Below are 19,444 nucleotides of genomic sequence, written 5' to 3' on the forward strand. Positions count from 1 at the left end.
TGCGGGCGCGGCAGTGCCGGCTAGCGGCTACCGGTGATTGCCGTTGTGGGTGCGCTTGTCCTGGTGTGCGTTGCCGTTCTTGTCCTTCTCGACAACGCGCGTGATGCCACCCGTGGCGGGCGGGTCACTGGCGGGGAAGGTGTCTTCCACCGCCTTTTCCACCAGCTCCTCACGCTTTTCTGCGTGCGGATGCTTCTCTTTCTTGCCTTTCTCCATGGCGCCCTCCTGTTTCAAGCGTGGTTGACGACACGCAAGCGAACCGCGTGCCTGGGCGCACTCAATACTCTTCCCAGTACGGACGCGAGCCGTAGTACTCATGCACGGACTGCGCCCAGGTCGGGTCAGCCATCGTGGGCCAGCTGTCCTTGTCGAAACCCGGAGCCGCTTCAAGGCGATCCTTGTTAGCGTCGAGCACGAAGCACTTGCGGTCGACGTCGAGCGACATGGCGCTCCACGGCACGGCAAACAGCTTGTCGCCGATGCCCAGGAAGCCGCCCACCGACATCACCGCATAGGCGATCCGGCCGCGCTGCACGTCGAGCATGATGTCGGTGATCTTGCCGAGGTCCTCTCCAGCGAGGTTGACGACGCGATCGCCCTCCAGCGTATCTGCGGCCATCAGCTCCGGGCCCGGACCCGCCGAATCGGACTCGGCACGCCCGATGATGCGCATGCGTACGCCAGCGGTGGTTCCCACACCGGTGGCCGTACCGGTGCCCAGCGTGGTGCCCGTTGTCGTGGTTTGCATAGCAGTTACCTCCCATCAATCAGTTGACGTTCAGGATGATGTGCGGCGGCCACGCATCTGCGCGGCGTCTGTCGCACGTAACCACCTGTGCCAGCACGAAGCTTGCCTGCGGCACATCGCCCGCAACGGCTCGCGTGCGGCATGCCGCTTGCTCGACGGTTTGGCGGACTCAAACAACAACCCCTTACCGGAGAGCCCCATGAACAAAGCTGAAATCCCTGTGGCGCAACGCGCCGTGCTGTCGATGCTGCTGGACGATCACCGCGAGGTGAAAAAACTGTTCAAGGCGTTCCAGCAGGAAAAAGACAAAACCGCCGGCGAGCAAATCGTGCGCGAAGCGTGTGAAAAGTTGACCGTCCATACGCAACTTGAGGAAGAGGTGTTCTACCCGTTCGTGCGCGACAACGGCGGCGAAGCCTTCAAGGACCTCGTCGACGAAGCCGTGGTGGAGCACGCCACCGCGAAGGACCTGATCAAGCAGCTGAGCGGCATGCAGGCCGGCGACGATCTGTTCGCGGCCAAGTTCACCGTGCTGGCCGAGTACGTCTCGCACCACGTGGAAGAGGAAGAGACCGAACTCTTCCCCAAGCTCATCCGCCAGCACGTGGACCTCGCCCCGCTGCAGGAACCCATGACCGCGCGCAAGGAAGCATTGCTCGCCGAGACCGCCAGCTGACGCCCCATCACCCGATACCGGACCGACACCATGCGAGCCACCGTCTCCGATTTCCTCGTCGCGCGCCTGTATGACTGGGGTGTGCGGCGCATCTTTGGCTACCCCGGCGACGGCATCAACGGCATGTTCGGGGCCCTGCAGCGCGCGGGCGGCAAGATCGAGTTCGTGCAGGTGCGGCATGAAGAGATGGCCGCCTTCATGGCCTCGGCGCACGCCAAGTTCACGGGCGAGCTGGGCGTGTGCATGGCAACGTCCGGGCCGGGTGCCACGCACCTCATCACGGGGCTGTACGACGCGCGGCTCGACCACATGCCGGTGCTGGCGATTACCGGCCAGCAGGCCCGCACGGCGGTCGGCGGGCATTACCAGCAGGAGGTGGATCTCGCGGCGATGTTCCGCGACGTGGCCGGCGCGTTTGTCCACCAGGCCAGCATGCCGGCGCAGGTGCGGCATCTGCTGGATCGCGCCGTGCGCATCGCCATCGGGCAGCGCCGGGTGACGGCGCTCGTGCTGCCCAACGATTTGCAGGAAATGCCCTACACCGAGCCGCCGCGCGCGCATGGCACGGTGCACTCGGGCGTGGGCTACAGCGCGCCGAGCGTGATCCCGCAAGCGGCCGATCTGGAACGCGCGGCGGACATCCTCAACAGCGGCCGCCGGGTGGCGATGCTTGTCGGCGCGGGCGCACTCGGGGCCAGCGCAGAAGTGGCGGCCGTGGCGGAAACGCTGGGCGCGGGCGTGGCCAAGGCGCTGCTCGGCAAGGCCGTCCTGCCCGACGAGTTGCCCTATGTGACAGGCGCCATCGGCCTGCTGGGCACCGAGCCGAGTTGGGAGCTGATGAGCCACTGCGACACGCTGCTGATGGTGGGCTCCGGCTTCCCCTATGCGGAATTCCTGCCCAAGGAAGGCCAGGCGCGCGGTGTGCAGATCGACCTCGACCCCGGCATGCTCGGGCTGCGCTATCCGATGGAGGTCAACCTCGTGGGCGACAGTGCGCAGACGCTGCGTGCGCTGCTGCCGCTGCTGCAGCGCAAGACCGATCGCTACTGGCCGGACCGCATTGCCCGTTGGAATGAAAGCTGGTGGAAGACGCTGGAAGACCGTGCGCTGCAGCCGGCCTACCCCGTCAACCCGCAGCGCGTGTTCTGGGAGTTGTCACCGAAGCTGCCGAGCAACGTGATCGTCACCAGCGATTCCGGCACCTGCGCCAACTGGTACGCGCGCGATCTCAAGTTCAAGCCCGGCATGATGGGCTCGCTCTCGGGCGGCTTGGCATCGATGGGGGCGGCGGTGCCCTACGCGATTGCCGCCAAGTTCGCGCATCCCGATCGCCCTGTCATCGCACTCGTGGGCGACGGCGCCATGCAGATGAACAACATGGCCGAACTCATCACCGTGTCGAAATACTGGAAGCGGTGGAAGTCTCCCAAGTGGATCTGCATGGTGCTCAACAATCAGGATCTGAACGAAGTCACCTGGGAGCAGCGCGTGATGGAAGGCGACCCGAAGTTCCCGGCGTCACAGGACATCCCTGACGTGCCGTATCACCGCTTTGCCGAGTTGATCGGCCTGAAGGGCATCTACGTCGACAACCCCGACCAGTTGGCCGGCGCGTGGGATGAAGCGCTCGACGCCGACCGCCCCGTGGTGCTGGAGGTGAAGACGGACCCCGATGTACCGCCGCTGCCGCCGCACGTCACGTTGCAGCAGGCCCGCAACTTTGCGACGGCCTTGGCGTACGGCGACCCGGACGCGAGCGGCGTGCTGCGCGGGACAGCGCGACAGGTGCTGTCGGCGCTGTTCCCGGTGCACAAGGACAAGGAGTGACACGGAAGTGGCGTCGGTGCAGTCAGGCCACTTCGACGTGGACGGCGCCGGATTCCAGCGGGCGCACCGCCACCGCCACCGGCAGGAACTTCTCGATCACGCCGATGTTGGTCAGCAGGTGCGATGACGCGGTGACCACCGTGAAAGCACCGGCGCCTGCGAGCGCCATCGGCAGCACAAGCTGATCCGCCAGGTATTCGTCCACGGCTGCGGTGCTGTGCAGGTAGCGCTGCGCGGCAGCGGCGACTTCCTTGCCGATCGTCTCCGCCGTCACGCCACGCTCGCCGAAGCCCGTGAAGACTTCGGTCACGTGCTCATGCTCGATGTCGAGCACGAGCGCATTGCCGGGGCCTTCCGCGTTGCCGAGGTCCCGGACCGTGCACTCGACGCCCGGCACGAGACGCGTCAACGTGTCCAGCTCGCGCCGCGCCACGCTGCCGCGCACGCCGGCAACGATGCCTTCGGCACGAAGCGCCCGTTGCGCACCGCGCTCCGTCAGGTGTAGCGGCGTCAACACACCCGTGCACGGCGTTACCGTCGCGACCACCTCGCCGCCGCCTGCGGGATAGAAGCCGTGGCGCTTGAGCGCGAGCGTCTGCGTCACGCCCATGCGCGCCACCAGCGGCAGCCATGCCCGGATGAGGAAATCGACCGGCGGTGCGGCGCGGTTGTGCGTGCCGCCGCTGACTGACACGGTGTTCGGCGCGTCGGCAAACCAAAGCGCTGGGAGGATCGTCTGCAGCACCAGCGTGCAACTGCCGGCGGTGCCAATGGCGAAGCGGTAATCGCCGCCACGGATGGCACCCGGCGCAAACCGCAGCGTCTGCGAGCCTGCTTCTGCGCCCTCTACCGTCGCACCGCTGATCTGCACGGCAGCCTGCACCGCCGTCAGATGCTGGCGCAGCAAGCCCGGCTTCGAACGCTTGGCGCGGATGTTCTCGATCCGGAATGGCGTGCCGGTCAGCATGGACAGCGTGAGCGCCGTGCGCAGGATCTGCCCGCCCCCTTCACCTTGTGCGCCGTCCAGTTCGATGCAATCGGCCTGCGCGCGTTGTGCGTGCCGAGCGTGTCGTTGCAATAGGGTGTTCATGGTCTGTTCTTCTTGTTCTTTGTTGGTGTGCGCCTCGCCGCCGCATGTGCATCAGGTCGCACGGGCTTCGCGAGCGTGCTCGCCCGTCTCAATCTCAATCGGTGGTGCTTGCTGCCAGCACACACAGCGTGCGGCATCGGGGGTTGAAGACGGTCAGGCACCAGATGCCCCACCATTCCTTTCCCGCATCAAAGTAGTCACTCCACGTGCTGCGCTCGGGCTCGTCGTCCGGGTTACCCACCCAGTCGACGGCTTCCAGATCGTCATCTGGAAGAACGCACAGCGTTGCGAGCCAATCCCGGAAGTCCTTCCGGTCGAGCTTCGTGCCGTAAGGCGGATCGAGGAACGCCCGCTCCAACGGTCCGCCTTCTTCTGCCAGCGCACGGACTTCCAGTGGGTCAAGGCGCCTCGGACAAGCACGGCCCAACTGGACGTCTTGTGCCGGCCACTCGAGCTGCGCGAACAAGCCGGCCAGCGCCTGACGGTGAATCTCAGTGCCGGGTGCGTCCGGCCCTTCCGGCCCTTCAACGCGATACAGCACGAAATCAAAAACGCAGCCGGCATGCCACAAGCGCCGGCGCATCGCCTCCATGTCAGGGCTCTCGACACGCGTCAGCATGGTCGATGCTCTTAACCCTTCACACACACCACCTGGCGCAGCGTGTGGACGATCTCCACCAGATCCGCCTGCGCAGCCATCACGTGGTCGATGTCCTTGTAGGCCATCGGGATCTCGTCGATCACGTCGGCGTCCTTGCGGCACTCCACGTGGGCCGTGGCGCGGATCTGGTCATCAACCGTGAAGCGCTTCTTGGCCTGCGTGCGGCTCATGGTGCGGCCTGCGCCGTGGCTGCACGAACAGAACGCGTCTTCGTTACCGAGCCCGCGCACGATGAAGCTCTTTGCGCCCATCGACCCCGGGATGATCCCAAGCTGCCCCTTCTGCGCCGACACCGCGCCCTTGCGCGTCACCAGCACTTCGCGCCCGAAGTGGGTTTCGCGCTGCACATAGTTGTGGTGACAGTTCACCGCTTCCACGTCGGCTGCAAACGGCTTGGCGATGACCTTGCGCGCGGCCGCAATCACGTTCTGCATCATCGTGGCGCGGTTGCGGCGCGCGTAATCCTGCGCCCAACCGACGGCTTCAACGTAATCGTTGAAGTGCTCGCTGCCTTCTTCGAAGTACGCCAGGTCGCGGTCCGGCAGGTTGGCGATGTGCTGTCGCATATCGGCCTGCGCCAGTTCGATGAACAGGTTGCCGATGGCGTTACCCACGCCGCGCGAACCGGAGTGCAGCATGAACCAGACGCGCTGCTCTTCATCGAGGCAGACCTCGATGAAGTGGTTGCCCGTACCGAGCGTTCCCAGGTGCTTGTAGTTGTTGGTGTTCTTCAACTTCGGGTACTTGTCGGTGATGCGCTTGAAGCCATCGGCCAGTTCACCCCACATGGCATCCACGGTTTCCGGCGGCGTGTTCCAGGCACCCTTGTCGCGCGGGCCCGGCGTACGGCCGTGCGGCACCGCCGCTTCAATGGCGCTGCGCAGGCCGTGCAGGTTGTCCGGCAAATCAGCCGCCGTGAGCGTCGTACGGGCGGCCATCATGCCGCAGCCGATATCCACACCGACGGCCGCCGGGATGATCGCGCCCTGCGTGGGGATCACGCTGCCGATGGTCGAACCCTTACCCAGGTGCACGTCCGGCATCACCGCCAGGTGCTTGAAGATGAACGGCATCTTGGCCGTGTTCATCAACTGCTTGCGGGCGTCGTCTTCTACCGGCACGCCGTTGGTCCACAGCTTGATGTCGGCGCCGTTGTCGACGTGGAGGGTGTTGTAGCTGCTCATGATGCGTTGCTTCCTTTGTTGTTGTCGTTGTTCTTCTTGCTGATCGTGCGGCCGCTGCGTCGCGCCACTCGGCACGGTTTGCAGCGGATGGCGATCGAGTCGATATAGCCCTTGGCGGTTTCATACCACCATTTCTGCTGTGCGGCGGTCCAGACCTCGTGCTTTCCGCAATCGACGCAGGCGTACCACTGATCGACGTAGTAACCGTGTTGTGCGAAGCGGGGCAGACCGGATCCCCAGCTGTTGTGCGGCGCCAGTTGCGACACATCCACCGGCAAGCTACCTCGCGGTGGAGGCGGAGGTGGAAGCGACACCGGCGCGCGTGCCCGCAGGCAGGCAATCTTTGCCTGTTCTCGCCGCTCGTGGCGCCGCGCCATGATGGCGGCGCGCTTCTGTTTACCGCTGATCATGGTGCGCTCCTGCTGAGTTGGACACTTCCCCTAGTGCAATGGGTATGCCAGGTCACTCCCCATGGAACGATCAACTTCGCAACATCTTGATTTTGTTGAATTTTCACGCATCCAACGCAGATGTAGGCACGCGAAACTTCCCGAAATATCGATCTATCGATATATTTGTTTATCTTTTTAGATAAACACGCGGGATGCGCAAAAACGTCGCGATCGGTTTCGTCGGTACCACGCTCGACTACGTGGGCAAGGGCGCGCAGCGCTGGGAACGGTGGCGGCCGACCGTCGGCCTGTGCCAGCAGGACGACCTCGTCATCCACCGCCTGGAGCTGCTGCACGATGCCCGCAGCCGCGGCCTGTTCGAACGGCTGCGCGCGGACATCGCCGCTGTGTCGCCTGAAACCGAAGTGCGCAGCGTCGAAGTCACGCTACGCGACCCGTGGGACTTCGAAGAGGTCTACAGCACGCTGCACGATTTCACCCGCAGCTATGCCTTCGACACCGAGGCAGAGGACTACCTCCTCCACATCACCACGGGCACGCACGTCGCGCAGATCTGCTGGTTCCTGCTGGCCGAGGCGCGCTACCTGCCGGCGCAGCTCATCCAGACGGCGCCGCCGCGCAAGAAGGAACTCGGCAACACGTCCGGCAGCTACAGCGTCATCGACCTGGACCTCTCGCGCTACGACAAGATCGCCACGCGCTTTGCACGCGAGCGCGAAGACACGGTGTCGCTGCTGAAGTCCGGCATTGCCACGCGCAACCCGGCGTTCAACCGGATGATCGAGCAGATCGAGCGCGTGGCTTCGCGTTCCAAGTCGCCGATGCTGCTGTTCGGGCCGACCGGCGCGGGCAAGTCGTTCCTCGCGCGGCGGGTGTACGAGATGAAGAAGGCGCGGCACCAGCTGGCAGGCCGCTTTGTCGAGGTGAACTGCGCCACGCTGCGGGGCGACAGCGCCATGTCGGCGCTCTTCGGCCACGTGAAAGGCGCCTTCACCGGCGCACAGACCGAACGCGCGGGCCTGCTGCGCAGCGCGGATGGCGGCCTGCTGTTTCTCGATGAGATTGGCGAACTGGGCCTGGACGAACAAGCCATGCTGCTCAAGGCCATCGAAGAGAAGCGCTTCCTGCCGTTCGGCAGCGACCGCGAAGTCGAAAGCGATTTCCAGCTCATCGCGGGCACCGTGCGCGACCTGCGGCAGTGGGTGGCCGAGGGGCGCTTTCGCGAAGACTTATACGCGCGGATCAATCTGTGGACCTTCGACCTGCCGGGCCTGGCCGATCGCCCCGAAGATCTGGAACCGAACCTCGATTTCGAACTCGCCCGGTTTGCACGCGAGCACGGTGAGCAAGTGCGCTTCCATACCGAGGCGCGCCGCATCTACCTGAAGTTCGTCACTTCGCCGCAGGCGCGCTGGACGGGCAACTTTCGCGAGCTGTCGGCCAGCGTCACGCGGCTGGCAACGCTGGCCGAGGGCGGACGCATTACCGAAGCCGATGTCGCAGACGAAATCGCCCGTCTGCAACGCACGTGGGCCGAACCGGATCCGGCAGGCAAAGGCGACCGCCTTGCCAACCTGATCGGCGACGCGGCGGCATCGATCGACCTGTTCGACCGCATGCAGCTGGAAAACGTGATTGCCGTGTGCCGCGAATCGGCATCGCTGTCCGACGCCGGGCGCCGGCTCTTCGACGTGTCGCGCACCGAGAAGGCCAAGGTGAATGACGCCGACCGTCTGCGCAAATACCTCGCACGGTTCGGACTGGATTGGGCGACCGTGCGCGCCGGCTAGGCGCTCGGTAAGATGCCGTCCATCCTTCGACGCCTTCGCACTCGACACCACACGCCATGATCCGCCTGGACGACCTCACCATCCTCGTGCTGGCCGTGGATAACGGCAGCCTGTCGGCGGCCGCACGCGTGTTGAACATTGCCCCCGCGGCAGCAAGCGCGGCCATCAAGCGGTTGGAGGCGGAACTCGGCGTGCGGCTGCTGGCGCGCTCCACGCGCAGCCTGGCGCTCACGCAGGAAGGCGAGCGCTACCTGCAACATGCGCGCCGTGCGCTGGCGGATCTGCAGGCCGGGCAGGACGCGCTCGCGCTGGGGCGGCAAGCCATCGGCGGCGATGTGTCGCTGTCGATTCCGTCAGACCTCGGCCGCAACGTGCTCACCGGCTGGCTCGACGACTTCCTCACCGAGCACCCAGCGGTGGCGCTTCAGGTGCGCATCGGCGACCGGCTGGTCGACATGTTCCGGCAGCGCGTCGATGTCGCGGTGCGCTATGGCGAGCCCGAGGACTCGTCCCTCGTGGCGTTGCCGCTGGCGCCGGACAACCGCCGCGTGCTGTGCGCGGCGCCGGCCTACTTTGCGCGCCACGGCGTGCCGAAGACGCCGGACGATCTGCGTCAGCACAATTGCCTGTTGCTGGCCCTGTCCGACACCACGCACGACCAGTGGACCTTTCACGGCGCGAGCGACGACGGTCAGGCGCACGTTGTGCGCGTCACCGGCAACCGCATTGCCGACGACGGCGAACTCGTGCGCCGCTGGGCCGTTGCGGGGCATGGCATCGCTTACAAGTCGCGGCTGGACGTCTTGGCCGATCTGCGCGCCGGCCGGCTGCAAGCCGCACTCACCGACTGGCACGGCGAGGCAGCGCCGCTGCATTTGATCTGCACGCACCGCCTCACGCTGTCGCCCACGCTGATGCGGCTGCGCGACTTCCTGCAAGACCGCATTGCCGGTTATCTGGCGGACGCCTGAGTCAAAACCCTTCCAGCACGATCTTGCCGCGCGCCTGATTGCTTTCGATCAAGGCATGCGCGCGCTTGAGGTTGGCGGCATTGATCGTGCCGAAGTGCTCGTTCATGGTGGAGCGCAACGTGCCTTCGTCGATGAGAGCGGCCACGCGGTTGAGCAGGCGGTGCTGCTCGATCTGGTCGTCCGTGCTGAACATGGAGCGCGTGTACATGAACTCCCAGTGCAGCGACAGGCTCTTCGCCTTGAGCTTGCGCACGTCGAGCTGCGCCGGGTCGTCGATCAAGGCAAGGCGGCCTTGCGGCTTGAGCGCCTCGACGATCTGTTCGAAGTGGTGTTCGGTCTGGTTCAGGCTGGCGATGTAATCCACCGCCGGCACACCAATGCGATGCAGTTCCGCGGCCAGCGGCTGCGCATGGTTGATCACATGGTGGGCGCCCAGCTCCCGCACCCAGGCGGCCGTCTCCGGGCGCGAGGCGGTGCCGATCACGGTCAGGCCCGTCAACCGGCGCGCGAGCTGTACAAGCACCGATCCCACACCGCCTGCCGCACCGACGATCAACAACGTCTTGCCGCTGGGCGCCGCAGATTCCGGCACCTGCAGCCGGTCGAAGAGCAATTCCCAGGCGGTGATGGCGGTGAGCGGCAGCGCCGCTGCCTGCGCAAACCCGAGCGTGGCGGGCATCGCGCCGACCACGCGTTCGTCCACGACATGCAGCTCGCTATTGGTGCCCGGGCGCTGCAGGGCACCGGCATACCACACCGCATCACCCGGCTTGAAGAGCGACACCTCGGCGCCGACAGCGCGCACCACGCCGGCAGCATCCCAGCCCAGCACGCGGGGCTGACCATCCACCGGCGGCATGCCGGCGCGCACCTTCACATCGACCGGGTTGACGGAGATGGCGCGCACTTCCACAAGCAAGTCGCGCGGGCCTGGCGTAGGTTCGGGCAGGGTCAGGTCGACGAGCGCCTCGGGGCGGTCGATGGGCAGGCTTTGGTAGTAGGCAACGGCTTTCATGGCGGACATTCCAGTGAATTGGATAGCCGCATCATGGGCGCGCAACGCTGGGCGAAACAGACGCGCGGCGCAGATTCAGTTTCAATGCCGGACAGAAAATCGCACCCTGCCGCATCAAGCTGCGTGCACGCCGTGGAGGTCTGCGCTGCAGTTCGGGTGATCTTCGTTGTGGTCATGCTCACGCAGCGCGCCCGGGATGCCAGTAGCCGCCAGACCATCGGCTGCGAGCCATGCCGCCGTGGCAGCAGCGGCGCGGTCGATCAATTCGCCACAGCGGGCGTAGTCGTAGGGCGACACATCGAGCGGGCACAGCGGCGGCACAACGGTAATGGGCACCTGCCCGGCCCATCGCTCCAGGTCTTGCACAAGCTGACGCGCGACCAGCAGCGACAAGGCGTTCAGCGCGTGCTCGATGGCGCTGCGCGGGGCACGGCGGTCCGCACACGCAAACCCTGCCGGCAGTACGACGACGCGTGTGGCGCCCAGCCGGATGGCCGCGGAGATCGGCGTGTTGTTGGCGACGCCGCCGTCGATCAAGAGCCGGTCGCCAATACGCACGGGCGGAAACACGCCTGGAATGGCGGCGCTGGCCAGCACGGCCGGCACGATGGCGCCAGACGACAGCACCACCTCGGCGCCGGTGCGCATGTCGGTGGCCACCACATGCAGCGGCAGCGTGGCCGACTCAAGCAGGGTCTGCGCAAAATGCCGCGCCAGCAGGCGCTGCAGGCCGGACGCATCGACGAGGTGCTCACGTCGGCCGCCCAGGATGCCCAGCATGCTGAACATTGCGCGCCAGGACCACGGCATCACGTCGGCGCGCCGCACGCTGCGCCACAGTGCCTCGAGCTGCGCCGTGCCGGCCGCATGCGGATTGCACGCAAAAAAGGCGGCGTTGATGGCGCCGGCCGAGGCACCCACCACCATGTCGGGCACCACACCGGACGCCACCAGCTCGCGCAGCATGCCGGCCTCGATGGCGCCGAGGCTGCCGCCACCGGCAAAGACAAACGCCGTTCGTTCCACTCTGTCCATGATCGATGCCGCGTTGCAGCAAGGAGTCCCAACTGGTCCATCCAGGGACGACTGGAACTAGAGTAGGTCTGCCCCGCCGCTGCGGCTAGTAGGGCCGGTCAGTCGGAATCAGCGAGCTTGCCGCGCGGCGTCCGCCAGCGGCTTCCAGTGCAGAAAACCGAACAGCAACGTCAGCAGCACGCTGTCGAACAACGGGCCCTTGTGCAGCGCCACCTTGCGAAAGCACAGCACCACTTCCAGCAGGTGGGCGGCCAGCAGCACCAGCGCCACGATGCGCAACCAGCCGATGGCGTCGGCCGACAGCGGGAGGGGCCTGGCATAGCTGGCCAGCGCGAGGCCATACACGGCGAGCAGGACGATCTTGCTGAGGACGTTGAACATGCCAAGGCTCCAGAGGGACGGTGATTCCGATGCCATGCAGCATACCGGCCACTGTTGCCCCTCCGGCCGCTTCAAACACCTGGATAGACGCCGCCCTCCACCCGGCTGTATCTGCCGGCGGGCGGCGTCAGGCCGTCGCCGTGCCGAACCACTGCTGCAACGCCGCCTGCAGCCCCTCGGTCGTTCCGTCACCGACCCACGCCACGTGGCCGTCGGGGCGGACCAGCACAGCGGACGGCGCGGGCACCGTGCCCACCACGGGCAGCGTCCAGGCGCCTGCGTGGCGGGCGTCCACCCGCCGCACGCGATCGGCCCATGGCGCGATGTCGATGGCATCCGCCGGGCCGAAGTTGATCAGCACCGCGCCCGCCGCGTGCAACAGCTGGAAAACGCGCACCGGGCCTTGGGCGGTGTCCAGGTCGAGATCGGGCATGCGGCGGCCAAGCAGCGGATGCCCTTCGCCAAAGTCGTAGCGCACATCGAGCGCCGAGACCATCCCGACCAGGCGCCGGCGCGGTTCATCCATGCGAAACAGCTCCGAGGTGATCTCGCTCAGCGCCTTGGAGCGCTCGTCCTGGCGAAGCAGCACCACCTGCGCCAGCGTATTGCGCAACGTGCGTGCGGCCACCGGATGGCGCTCGGCGTGATAGCTGTCGAGCAGGCTTTCGGGCGCCGTCCGTTTGATGACGGCGGCCAGCTTCCAACCCAGGTTCACGGCATCCTGCATGCCCATGTTCAGGCCCTGCCCGCCCATGGGCGGATGCACGTGCGCGGCGTCGCCTGCCAGGAGCACACGTTTGTCGCGGTAGGCCACCGCCTGGCGGGCCATATCGGAAAACCGCGAAATCCAGTTCGGCCGATGCGCACCAAAGTCGGTGCCATAGACGGCGATCAGCGCCTCGCTCAGGTCGGCCAGCGTGGGCGCATTGTCGGTGCCGAGTTGTCGCTCGGTCAGCACCACGCGGACGCACTTGCCATCTTCCATGGGAGCGACAGCGTGCCGGCCGATGGCATCGTATTTGAAGCCGAAGGGGGGCGGCGGCTGCGTGGCGTGTACCTCGGCGATGAGCCAGCTGGTCGTGGCGTCCCAGCCTGCAAACTCAATGCCGGCGGCCTTGCGGACAGCGCTGCGCCCGCCATCGCAGCCCACGAGGTATTGCGCCCGCAGCACCTCGCCGTCGGACAGCGTGACGTCGACGCCGCTGCCGTCCTGCGAGAAGCCGGTGACTTGACGCGCGCGATAGAACGGCACGCCCAGCTCGCCGACCCACTGCGCGAGGAGGCGCTCGGTGTGGTGCTGCCACAGGCCGAGCACATAGTTGTGCCGGGTCGGGAAGTCGCTGATGTCCAGCGGGTTCTCGCCGAAGTGCACGACCGGATAGGTCTTGCCCTGCGAGACAAACCGCTCGGCCACGCCACGCTGGTCGAGCACCTCGATCGACCGTGCATGCAGGCCCAGGGCACGCACACCCACCACATCCTGGTTGGCGCGGCGCTCGACAATGGCGACGTCGATGCCGGCCAGGGCCAGCTCGGCCGCGAGCATGAGCCCCGTCGGCCCACCGCCGGCAATCACCACGGCATGCCCGCTCATTTCGCACCTCCGGCTTGCATCACCACGGCCCTGCCCTGTGCTCGAAACGTCGATGGCGTCACACGCATGTCTCACCCTCCTTTCGGTCGGCTTCAAGATGGGGGGCGATGCTACTGCGGCCGCCGGGGCTTCCCGCAAGCCCCAGGGGCCGCGGTATACTTGAGGCAACGGTGGAGCGAATGCTTGTCTGGCGAAGCGCACACCACGAAAAAAGGCCGTCCCGAAGGACGGCCTTTTCTGTTTCTGCGCCTGCCGAAACTTATTCGACAGTCACCGATTTCGCCAGGTTACGCGGCTTGTCGACGTCGGTGCCGCGCGCCAGTGCCGTGTGATACGCCAGCAGTTGCAGCGGCACCACGTGCAGGATCGGCGAGAGCTGGCCGTAGTGCTCCGGCATGCGGATCACCTGGATGCCGTCGCTCGACTGGATATGCGTATCGGCATCGGCAAACACGTACAGCTTGCCCCCGCGCGCGCGCACTTCCTGGATGTTCGACTTGAGCTTTTCGAGCAGCGCGTCGTTCGGGGCGACGGTCACGACCGGCATCTGCTCAGTCACCAGGGCCAGCGGGCCGTGCTTGAGTTCGCCGGCCGGGTAGGCCTCTGCGTGGATGTACGAAATTTCCTTGAGCTTGAGCGCACCTTCCAGGGCGATCGGGTAATGCAGACCGCGGCCGAGGAACAGTGCGTTTTCGCGGCGGGCAAATTCGTCCGACCACGCGATGATCTGCGGCTCGAGCGCCAGCACCGCGTTCAGCGCCGACGGCAGGTGGCGCAGATGGCGCAGCGCATCTTCTTCCTGCTCGGCATTCAGATGACCGCGCAGCTTGGCGAACGTCAGCGCCAGCATGTACAGCGCGGCCAGCTGCGTGGTGAACGCCTTGGTGGACGCCACGCCGATCTCGGTGCCGGCGCGCGTGAGGAACTTGAGCTGCGTCTCGCGCACCATGGCGCTGGTCGCCACGTTGCAGATGGCGAGCGTATGCGTGTGGCCCAGTTCGCGTGCGTGGCGCAGTGCGGCCAGCGTGTCGGCGGTTTCGCCCGATTGCGAGATCACGACGACGAGCGCGTTCGGGTTGGGCACCGTCTCGCGGTAGCGGTATTCGCTGGCAACCTCGACCTGCGTCGGGATCTTGGCGATCGATTCAAGCCAGTACTTGGCCGTGCAGCCCGAGTAGTAGCTCGTGCCGCAGGCCAGGATCAGCACGCTGTCGACCTTGGGCAGCACCTGGGCCGCCTCGGGGCCAAACAGGTCAGGCGCAAAGCCTTGCACGCCTTCGAGCGTGTCGCCCAGGGCGCGCGGCTGCTCGAAGATTTCCTTCTGCATGAAGTGGCGGAAGGGGCCGAGTTCCACAGCGGCAGCGTAGGTGCCGACTTCCTTCACTTCACGCTCGACGATCTTGTCGTTTGCATCGGCCACGGTGAAGCCGTCGCGAGTGAGTTCCACCACGTCGCCTTCTTCCAGGTAGGCCATGCGGCTGGCGGTGCCGGCCACGGCCAGCGCGTCGGAGGCGAGGAACGATTCGTTCTCGCCGATCGCCACCACCAGCGGCGAGCCGGCGCGCGCGCCCACCACCACGTCGGGGTTGTCGCGTGCAAACACGGCAATCGCATAGGCGCCGTGCAGGCGCTTGACCGAGGCACGCACCGAGGCGAACAGGTCGCCGCGCGTGGCGCTGCTGGGGTACGTGTAGGCCTGGTGGATCAAGTGCGCGACGACTTCCGTATCCGTCTGCGATTCAAAGCCGTAGCCGACGGCTTTGAGTTCTTCGCGCAGCGCCTCGTAGTTTTCGATGATGCCGTTGTGGACCAGAGCGATGGTGTCGCCCGAGAAGTGCGGGTGCGCGTTGACGGTATCCGGCCGGCCATGCGTGGCCCAGCGGGTGTGCGCGATGCCGATGGCGCCATCGAGGTGGCTGGTCTGTGCCTGGGCATCGAGATCGGCCACGCGCGACACGGTGCGTGCGCGCTCTAGCTGTCCGTCACGCTGCACGGCGACGCCGCATGAGTCATAGCCGCGGTATTCCAGGCGGCGCAGGCCTTCGATCAGGACGGGAACGATATTGCGCGTGGAAACCGCGCCAACGATACCGCACATGTTGATTTCTCCAGTTGGGGTGCGGCCGCACGTTCAATGTGCGCCGCACTCGGTAATTCAGTATCGATGCTCGTGTGCCGAAGCGGCATCCGCTGTTCGGCGCAGGAGAAAACCTGTCAGCCTTCCTTCTTCTGCTTGACCGGGCGCTGCCAGCTGTCGATGGTGACCTGCCGCGCCCGCGAGACCGTCAGCTTGCCGTCGGGCGCATCCTTGGTCAGCGTGGTGCCGGCGCCCAGCGTCGCACCCTTGCCAACGCGCACCGGCGCCACGAGCTGCGTGTCGGAACCGATGAAGGCGTCGTCTTCGATGACGGTGCGGAATTTGTTCGCGCCGTCGTAGTTGCACGTGATGGTGCCCGCGCCGATGTTGACGCGCGAGCCGACCGTGGCGTCGCCCACGTAGGCCAGGTGGTTGGCCTTGCTGTGCGCCGCGATCTGGCTGTTCTTGACCTCGACAAAGTTGCCGATGTGCACGTCTTCGGCCAGCTCGGTGCCCGGTCGCAGGCGCGCGTACGGGCCGATGCGCGAGTCGGCGCCAACCTTGGCGCGCTCAATGTGGCAGAACGGCAGAATCTCGGCGCCGGCCTCGATCGCGGCATCGCGGATCACCGCATTGGCGCCGATGCGCACGCCGTCAGCCAGCGTGACATCGCCCTCGAAGATGCAGTTGACGTCGATCACCACGTCGCGGCCGCAGGTGAGCTTGCCGCGCACGTCGATGCGCGCCGGGTCGACGAGCGTCACGCCGTCTTCCAGCAGTTGCTGTGCGATGTTGCGCTGGTGAATGCGCTCCAGCTCCGCCAGCTGCACCTTGCTGTTCACGCCCAGCGTTTCCCACTCGGCCAGCGGATGGGCGGACGTGATGGGCACGCCTTCGCTGGCGGCGCGCTCGATCACGTCGGTCAGGTAGTACTCGCCCTGCGCGTTGTCGTTGGAGAGCGTGGCAAGCCAGCTCTTGAGCTTGGCCGTCGGGCACACGAGGATGCCGGTGTTCACCTCATGGATGGCGAGTTGCGTTTCGTTGGCGTCTTTCTGCTCGACGATGCGCGTGATGCGGCCGGCGGCGTCGCGCACGATGCGGCCGTAGCCGGTCGGGTCGCCTAGATGCACGGTCAGCACGCCCAGGTGGTCGTTGCCGGCGGCACCCACCAGCGCGTTCAGCGTTTCAGCGCGGGTGAGCGGCACATCGCCGTAGAGCACCAGGGTGGGCACGCTCTCGTCGAGCTGGTCCACGGCCTGCATGACGGCGTGGCCCGTGCCAAGTTGCTTGTCTTGCGTGGCGAAAGCGATGTCGGGCGCGCCAACCATCTCGCGCACCCGATCGCCGCCATGACCGACAACCACAACCAGCCGCGTCGGCGACAGGGTGCGCGCGGTTTCAATGACGTGCGCCAGCAGCGCTTTGCCGGCCAGGGGGTGCAGCACTTTCGGCAGGGCGGAGCGCATGCGTTTGCCCATGCCTGCAGCCAGGATGACGATATTCACAAGGAGGTTCCTAGAGTGACTCGAAGCGATAGCCTGCGACGGGTTGCCGGCACCGGGATTGGCTGCCTGGAACCCACCGCCCGCCACCTCCCCTCAGGATGGCCGGACCGCCTGCAAACCCTTCTGCGGGGCGCTTTTGCGGCGTATAAGACACAGATGGAAAAATTCTAGCATGGGGCCCACCCTCCCCCTGAACCGGTCAAACGGTGGAATTGTTGCAATTGCGCCATGACCGAGACGGGTAGCCCGCTGGCCGGTCGGGCGGATGGCGGACGCCCGGCATGGCGCGTGGCGCGCATGTGCGCACCGTGTGCCACCCGGTGTGAAGCGGGTCGCGCTCAGCTTGCCGCGGCCTCCCCGGGCACGGCTTGCTCGGCGGGCTTGTCGCCTGGTTTGCGCTCAAACCGCACGAACTCGATGCGGTCGTCGTGCGAGCCGGCAAACACCAGCGGGGCCTGGTCGTAGGCAGTCTGGCCGAACAGCGCGTCTTCGCCGATCTTCGCCAGGCCCGTGGTCAGGCCGTTGAAGTCGAACAGATCGGTATCGGCCAGGTGCGACGGCACGACGTTCTGCAGCGAAGCGAAGATGTTGTCGATGCGGCCCGGCGTCTGGCGCTCCCACTCCAGCAGCATCTCCTTGACCTTCTTGCGCTGCAGGTTTTCCTGCGAGCCGCAGAGGTTGCACGGGATGATCGGGAATTCCATCGCGCGGGCGTAGGAAGCGATGTCCTTTTCCGCGCAATAGGCGAGCGGCCGGATGACGATGTGGTCGCCGTTGTCGGTGGCCAACTTGGGCGGCATCGACTTCATCTTGCCGCCGAAGAACATGTTCAGGAAGAAGGTGTTGACGATGTCGTCGCGGTGATGGCCCAGCGCGATCTTGTTGGCGCCCAGCTCCTTGGCCGTGCGGTAGATCACGCCGCGGCGCAGGCGCGAGCACAGCGAGCACGTCGTCTTGCCCTCGGGCACCTTCTCCTTGACGATCGAATAGGTGTCCGCCTCGACGATCACATATTCCACGCCCAGCTTCTTCAGGTAGTTGGGCAGCACCTCTTCCGGAAAGCCGGGCTGCTTCTGGTCGAGGTTCATCGCAATCAGCTTGAAGTCGACCGGCGCGCGCTTCTGCAGCGCCATCAGCACCGACAGCATCGTGTACGAATCCTTGCCGCCGGACAGGCACACGAGGATGGTGTCGCCGTCTTCGATCATCTTGAAGTCGCCGATGGCGCGGCCAACCTGCGACTGCAGACGGGTTTCGAGGCGGTGGAAATTATTGGAAAACGTCATGGCTTATCGACCCCGCCAGCGCTGAATAATGGCCGGACGGGCGTCAAATTGTGAGGAAAATCAGCATTTTAGCGCGCGCGGGGCGCCGCCTGCAGGGTCGCGCGAACAGGCCTAGAATGGTTTGCCTATCTTTGGCTCGATGGAAACGAACCCCATGACGACAGCAATGCGGATTCTGGTGCTTGGCGCCGGTGGCACCGGCGGTTATTTCGGCGGGCGGCTCGCCCAGGCGGGCGCGGACGTGACATTCCTGGTGCGCCCTGCGCGTGCGGCGCGGTTGCGCGAACACGGTCTCGTGATCCGCAGCCCGCACGGCGATGCGCAATTGCCTGTGCAGACCATCACGGCAGACCAGGCGGCGGCTTGGGGCCGTGCCGACCTGGTGCTGCTGAGCTGCAAGGCCTACGACCTGGAAGACGCCATCACGGCCATCCGCCCCGTGGTCGGTGAGCGCACGGTGGTACTGCCGGTGCTCAACGGGCTGGCGCATCTGGAACGTCTGGATGCGGCGTTTGGTGAATCGCGGGTGCTCGGTGGGCTGTGCCACATCAGTGCGACGAGTGCGCCGGATGGTGCGGTCCTGCATCTGAGCAACGGGCAGGGCCCCGCCGCGCATTCGATCACCTTTGGCGAGCGCACGCCGCATGCGCCCCGCGAGCGCACCGAGGCGATTCGCGATGTGTTTGCCACGGCCCACTTTGATTCCGTGCTGGCCGAGAACGTCATGCAGGACATGTGGGAGAAATTCACGTTCCTCACTTCGCTGGCGGCAATGACGTGCCTGATGCGGGCGACGGTGGGCGAGATTGTTGCCACGGATGAGGGCGCGGCGCTGAATGAGGCGATGTTCCACGCGTGCGAGCGCGTGGCGGCGGCGTCGGGGTATCCGAATCGGCAGGCGGCGCGCGAGCGTGCGCTGAACGTGCTGACGCAGGCGGGGTCACCGCTGACGGCATCGATGCTGCGGGATCTGGAGAGTGGCGCGCGGGTGGAGGCGGATCACATCGTGGGGGACATGCTGCGCCGTGGGCGGGCGTTGGGCGTTGATGTGTCGCTGCTGCGGGTGGCGTTTGCGCATTTGCAGGCTTATCAGCAGCGGTTGTTGCGGGCGGCTGGCTGACTGTTTTTATTTTGCGCGTTGGGTTCACGCCTGTTTCATCCCCTGGCGGGGCTGACTCACTTTCTTTGTCT

General features: G+C 65.9%; 18 protein-coding genes. 5 read left to right on the forward strand and 13 right to left on the reverse strand.

All coding sequences use genetic code 11. The annotated features are described in order from the left end of the window. Positions 1-27 precede the first annotated feature (27 nt). Both R2676_RS24555 and R2676_RS24560 read right to left on the reverse strand, forming a co-directional pair. Entirely contained in the window at positions 28-216 is a 189-nt protein-coding gene (locus R2676_RS24555) for a hypothetical protein (protein ID WP_147218045.1), read from the reverse strand. A 61-nt stretch (positions 217-277) separates the two neighbouring features. After that, complete coding sequence (locus R2676_RS24560) at positions 278-748, reverse strand: PRC-barrel domain-containing protein (protein ID WP_206273219.1); 471 nt, start codon at positions 746-748, stop codon at positions 278-280. A 199-nt stretch (positions 749-947) separates the two neighbouring features. On the opposite strand from R2676_RS24560, the gene R2676_RS24565 reads away from it, so the two are divergent. Both R2676_RS24565 and R2676_RS24570 read left to right on the forward strand, forming a co-directional pair. Further along, positions 948-1,424, forward strand: a complete 477-nt coding sequence (locus R2676_RS24565) for a hemerythrin domain-containing protein (protein ID WP_206273218.1) — start codon at positions 948-950, stop codon at positions 1,422-1,424. A 30-nt stretch (positions 1,425-1,454) separates the two neighbouring features. Then, a complete protein-coding gene (locus R2676_RS24570; RefSeq protein WP_027678515.1) occupies positions 1,455-3,251 on the forward strand; it encodes a thiamine pyrophosphate-requiring protein in 1,797 nt (598 codons plus the stop codon). 22 nt (positions 3,252-3,273) lie between these two features. Here R2676_RS24570 and rtcA read toward each other — a convergent pair whose 3' ends face one another. The 4 genes from rtcA to R2676_RS24590 all read right to left on the reverse strand — a co-directional run bounded on the left by rtcA (position 3,274) and on the right by R2676_RS24590 (position 6,596). Next, positions 3,274-4,341, reverse strand: coding sequence for an RNA 3'-terminal phosphate cyclase (rtcA, locus tag R2676_RS24575; RefSeq protein WP_206273217.1), 1,068 nt, complete (start codon positions 4,339-4,341; stop codon positions 3,274-3,276). Positions 4,342-4,435: 94 nt separating this feature from the next. Then, complete coding sequence (locus R2676_RS24580) at positions 4,436-4,960, reverse strand: hypothetical protein (RefSeq protein WP_206273216.1); 525 nt, start codon at positions 4,958-4,960, stop codon at positions 4,436-4,438. Positions 4,961-4,971: 11 nt separating this feature from the next. Continuing rightward, positions 4,972-6,186, reverse strand: a complete 1,215-nt coding sequence (locus R2676_RS24585) for an RtcB family protein (protein ID WP_206273215.1) — start codon at positions 6,184-6,186, stop codon at positions 4,972-4,974. Next, positions 6,183-6,596 (reverse strand): zinc-ribbon domain-containing protein, encoded by a 414-nt coding sequence (locus R2676_RS24590; RefSeq protein WP_102064298.1) that lies wholly within the window; start codon positions 6,594-6,596, stop codon positions 6,183-6,185. The genes R2676_RS24585 and R2676_RS24590 overlap by 4 nt, the downstream gene beginning before the upstream one ends. A 194-nt stretch (positions 6,597-6,790) precedes the next feature. Between R2676_RS24590 and rtcR the strand changes: the two genes are divergently transcribed. Together rtcR and R2676_RS24600 are read left to right on the forward strand one after the other, a co-directional pair. After that, on the forward strand, positions 6,791-8,389 hold the full coding sequence (rtcR, locus tag R2676_RS24595; protein ID WP_206273214.1) for an RNA repair transcriptional activator RtcR: 1,599 nt from the start codon (positions 6,791-6,793) through the stop codon (positions 8,387-8,389). A 56-nt stretch (positions 8,390-8,445) separates the two neighbouring features. Next, positions 8,446-9,360: a LysR family transcriptional regulator gene (locus R2676_RS24600; RefSeq protein WP_206273213.1), complete on the forward strand. Its 915-nt coding sequence runs from the start codon at positions 8,446-8,448 to the stop codon at positions 9,358-9,360. Between the two features lies 1 nt (position 9,361). Here R2676_RS24600 and R2676_RS24605 read toward each other — a convergent pair whose 3' ends face one another. From R2676_RS24605 to ttcA, 7 genes are all read right to left on the reverse strand, one after another. Beyond that, entirely contained in the window at positions 9,362-10,375 is a 1,014-nt protein-coding gene (locus R2676_RS24605) for a zinc-binding alcohol dehydrogenase family protein (protein ID WP_206273212.1), read from the reverse strand. A 114-nt stretch (positions 10,376-10,489) separates the two neighbouring features. Next, positions 10,490-11,410 carry a patatin-like phospholipase family protein gene (locus tag R2676_RS24610; protein ID WP_206273211.1) on the reverse strand — a complete coding sequence of 307 codons (921 nt, stop codon included), beginning with the start codon at positions 11,408-11,410 and terminating at the stop codon, positions 10,490-10,492. Positions 11,411-11,518: 108 nt separating this feature from the next. Continuing rightward, a complete protein-coding gene (locus R2676_RS24615) occupies positions 11,519-11,791 on the reverse strand; it encodes a DUF1145 domain-containing protein (protein ID WP_206273210.1) in 273 nt (90 codons plus the stop codon). Between the two features lie 127 nt (positions 11,792-11,918). Beyond that, the gene (locus R2676_RS24620) at positions 11,919-13,385 is read right to left on the reverse strand and encodes an FAD-dependent monooxygenase (RefSeq protein ID WP_206273209.1); all 1,467 of its coding nucleotides are present in this window, start codon (positions 13,383-13,385) and stop codon (positions 11,919-11,921) included. A 259-nt stretch (positions 13,386-13,644) separates the two neighbouring features. Further along, positions 13,645-15,483 carry a glutamine--fructose-6-phosphate transaminase (isomerizing) gene (glmS, locus tag R2676_RS24625; protein ID WP_027678560.1) on the reverse strand — a complete coding sequence of 613 codons (1,839 nt, stop codon included), beginning with the start codon at positions 15,481-15,483 and terminating at the stop codon, positions 13,645-13,647. 116 nt (positions 15,484-15,599) lie between these two features. Next, positions 15,600-16,967, reverse strand: coding sequence for a bifunctional UDP-N-acetylglucosamine diphosphorylase/glucosamine-1-phosphate N-acetyltransferase GlmU (glmU, locus tag R2676_RS24630; protein ID WP_206273208.1), 1,368 nt, complete (start codon positions 16,965-16,967; stop codon positions 15,600-15,602). Positions 16,968-17,305: 338 nt separating this feature from the next. Next, on the reverse strand, positions 17,306-18,253 hold the full coding sequence (gene ttcA, locus R2676_RS24635; protein WP_027678562.1) for a tRNA 2-thiocytidine(32) synthetase TtcA: 948 nt from the start codon (positions 18,251-18,253) through the stop codon (positions 17,306-17,308). A gap of 166 nt (positions 18,254-18,419) precedes the next feature. Here ttcA and panE point away from each other — a divergent pair, with 166 nt between their 5' ends. Further along, positions 18,420-19,373 carry a 2-dehydropantoate 2-reductase gene (panE, locus tag R2676_RS24640; protein ID WP_206273320.1) on the forward strand — a complete coding sequence of 318 codons (954 nt, stop codon included), beginning with the start codon at positions 18,420-18,422 and terminating at the stop codon, positions 19,371-19,373. Positions 19,374-19,444 lie beyond the last annotated feature (71 nt).

Origin of the sequence: Ralstonia flatus (genome assembly GCF_958439105.1) — a bacterium.
Classification (GTDB): Bacteria; Pseudomonadota; Gammaproteobacteria; order Burkholderiales; family Burkholderiaceae; genus Ralstonia; species Ralstonia flatus.

What these genes read in the sequence shown, in the direction of transcription:
- glmS (WP_027678560.1), bottom strand. Translation starts at nt 15,483, where the DNA reads ATGTGCGGTATCGTTGGCGCGGTTTCCACGCGCAATATCGTTCCCGTC.
- R2676_RS24600 (WP_206273213.1), top strand. Translation starts at nt 8,446, where the DNA reads ATGATCCGCCTGGACGACCTCACCATCCTCGTGCTGGCCGTGGATAAC.
- R2676_RS24570 (WP_027678515.1), top strand. Translation starts at nt 1,455, where the DNA reads ATGCGAGCCACCGTCTCCGATTTCCTCGTCGCGCGCCTGTATGACTGG.
- R2676_RS24615 (WP_206273210.1), bottom strand. Translation starts at nt 11,791, where the DNA reads ATGTTCAACGTCCTCAGCAAGATCGTCCTGCTCGCCGTGTATGGCCTC.
- rtcA (WP_206273217.1), bottom strand. Translation starts at nt 4,341, where the DNA reads ATGAACACCCTATTGCAACGACACGCTCGGCACGCACAACGCGCGCAG.
- R2676_RS24605 (WP_206273212.1), bottom strand. Translation starts at nt 10,375, where the DNA reads ATGAAAGCCGTTGCCTACTACCAAAGCCTGCCCATCGACCGCCCCGAG.
- R2676_RS24565 (WP_206273218.1), top strand. Translation starts at nt 948, where the DNA reads ATGAACAAAGCTGAAATCCCTGTGGCGCAACGCGCCGTGCTGTCGATG.
- R2676_RS24610 (WP_206273211.1), bottom strand. Translation starts at nt 11,410, where the DNA reads ATGGACAGAGTGGAACGAACGGCGTTTGTCTTTGCCGGTGGCGGCAGC.
- R2676_RS24555 (WP_147218045.1), bottom strand. Translation starts at nt 216, where the DNA reads ATGGAGAAAGGCAAGAAAGAGAAGCATCCGCACGCAGAAAAGCGTGAG.
- R2676_RS24585 (WP_206273215.1), bottom strand. Translation starts at nt 6,186, where the DNA reads ATGAGCAGCTACAACACCCTCCACGTCGACAACGGCGCCGACATCAAG.
- R2676_RS24580 (WP_206273216.1), bottom strand. Translation starts at nt 4,960, where the DNA reads ATGCTGACGCGTGTCGAGAGCCCTGACATGGAGGCGATGCGCCGGCGC.
- R2676_RS24590 (WP_102064298.1), bottom strand. Translation starts at nt 6,596, where the DNA reads ATGATCAGCGGTAAACAGAAGCGCGCCGCCATCATGGCGCGGCGCCAC.
- ttcA (WP_027678562.1), bottom strand. Translation starts at nt 18,253, where the DNA reads ATGACGTTTTCCAATAATTTCCACCGCCTCGAAACCCGTCTGCAGTCG.
- panE (WP_206273320.1), top strand. Translation starts at nt 18,420, where the DNA reads ATGCGGATTCTGGTGCTTGGCGCCGGTGGCACCGGCGGTTATTTCGGC.
- R2676_RS24620 (WP_206273209.1), bottom strand. Translation starts at nt 13,385, where the DNA reads ATGAGCGGGCATGCCGTGGTGATTGCCGGCGGTGGGCCGACGGGGCTC.
- rtcR (WP_206273214.1), top strand. Translation starts at nt 6,791, where the DNA reads ATGCGCAAAAACGTCGCGATCGGTTTCGTCGGTACCACGCTCGACTAC.
- R2676_RS24560 (WP_206273219.1), bottom strand. Translation starts at nt 748, where the DNA reads ATGCAAACCACGACAACGGGCACCACGCTGGGCACCGGTACGGCCACC.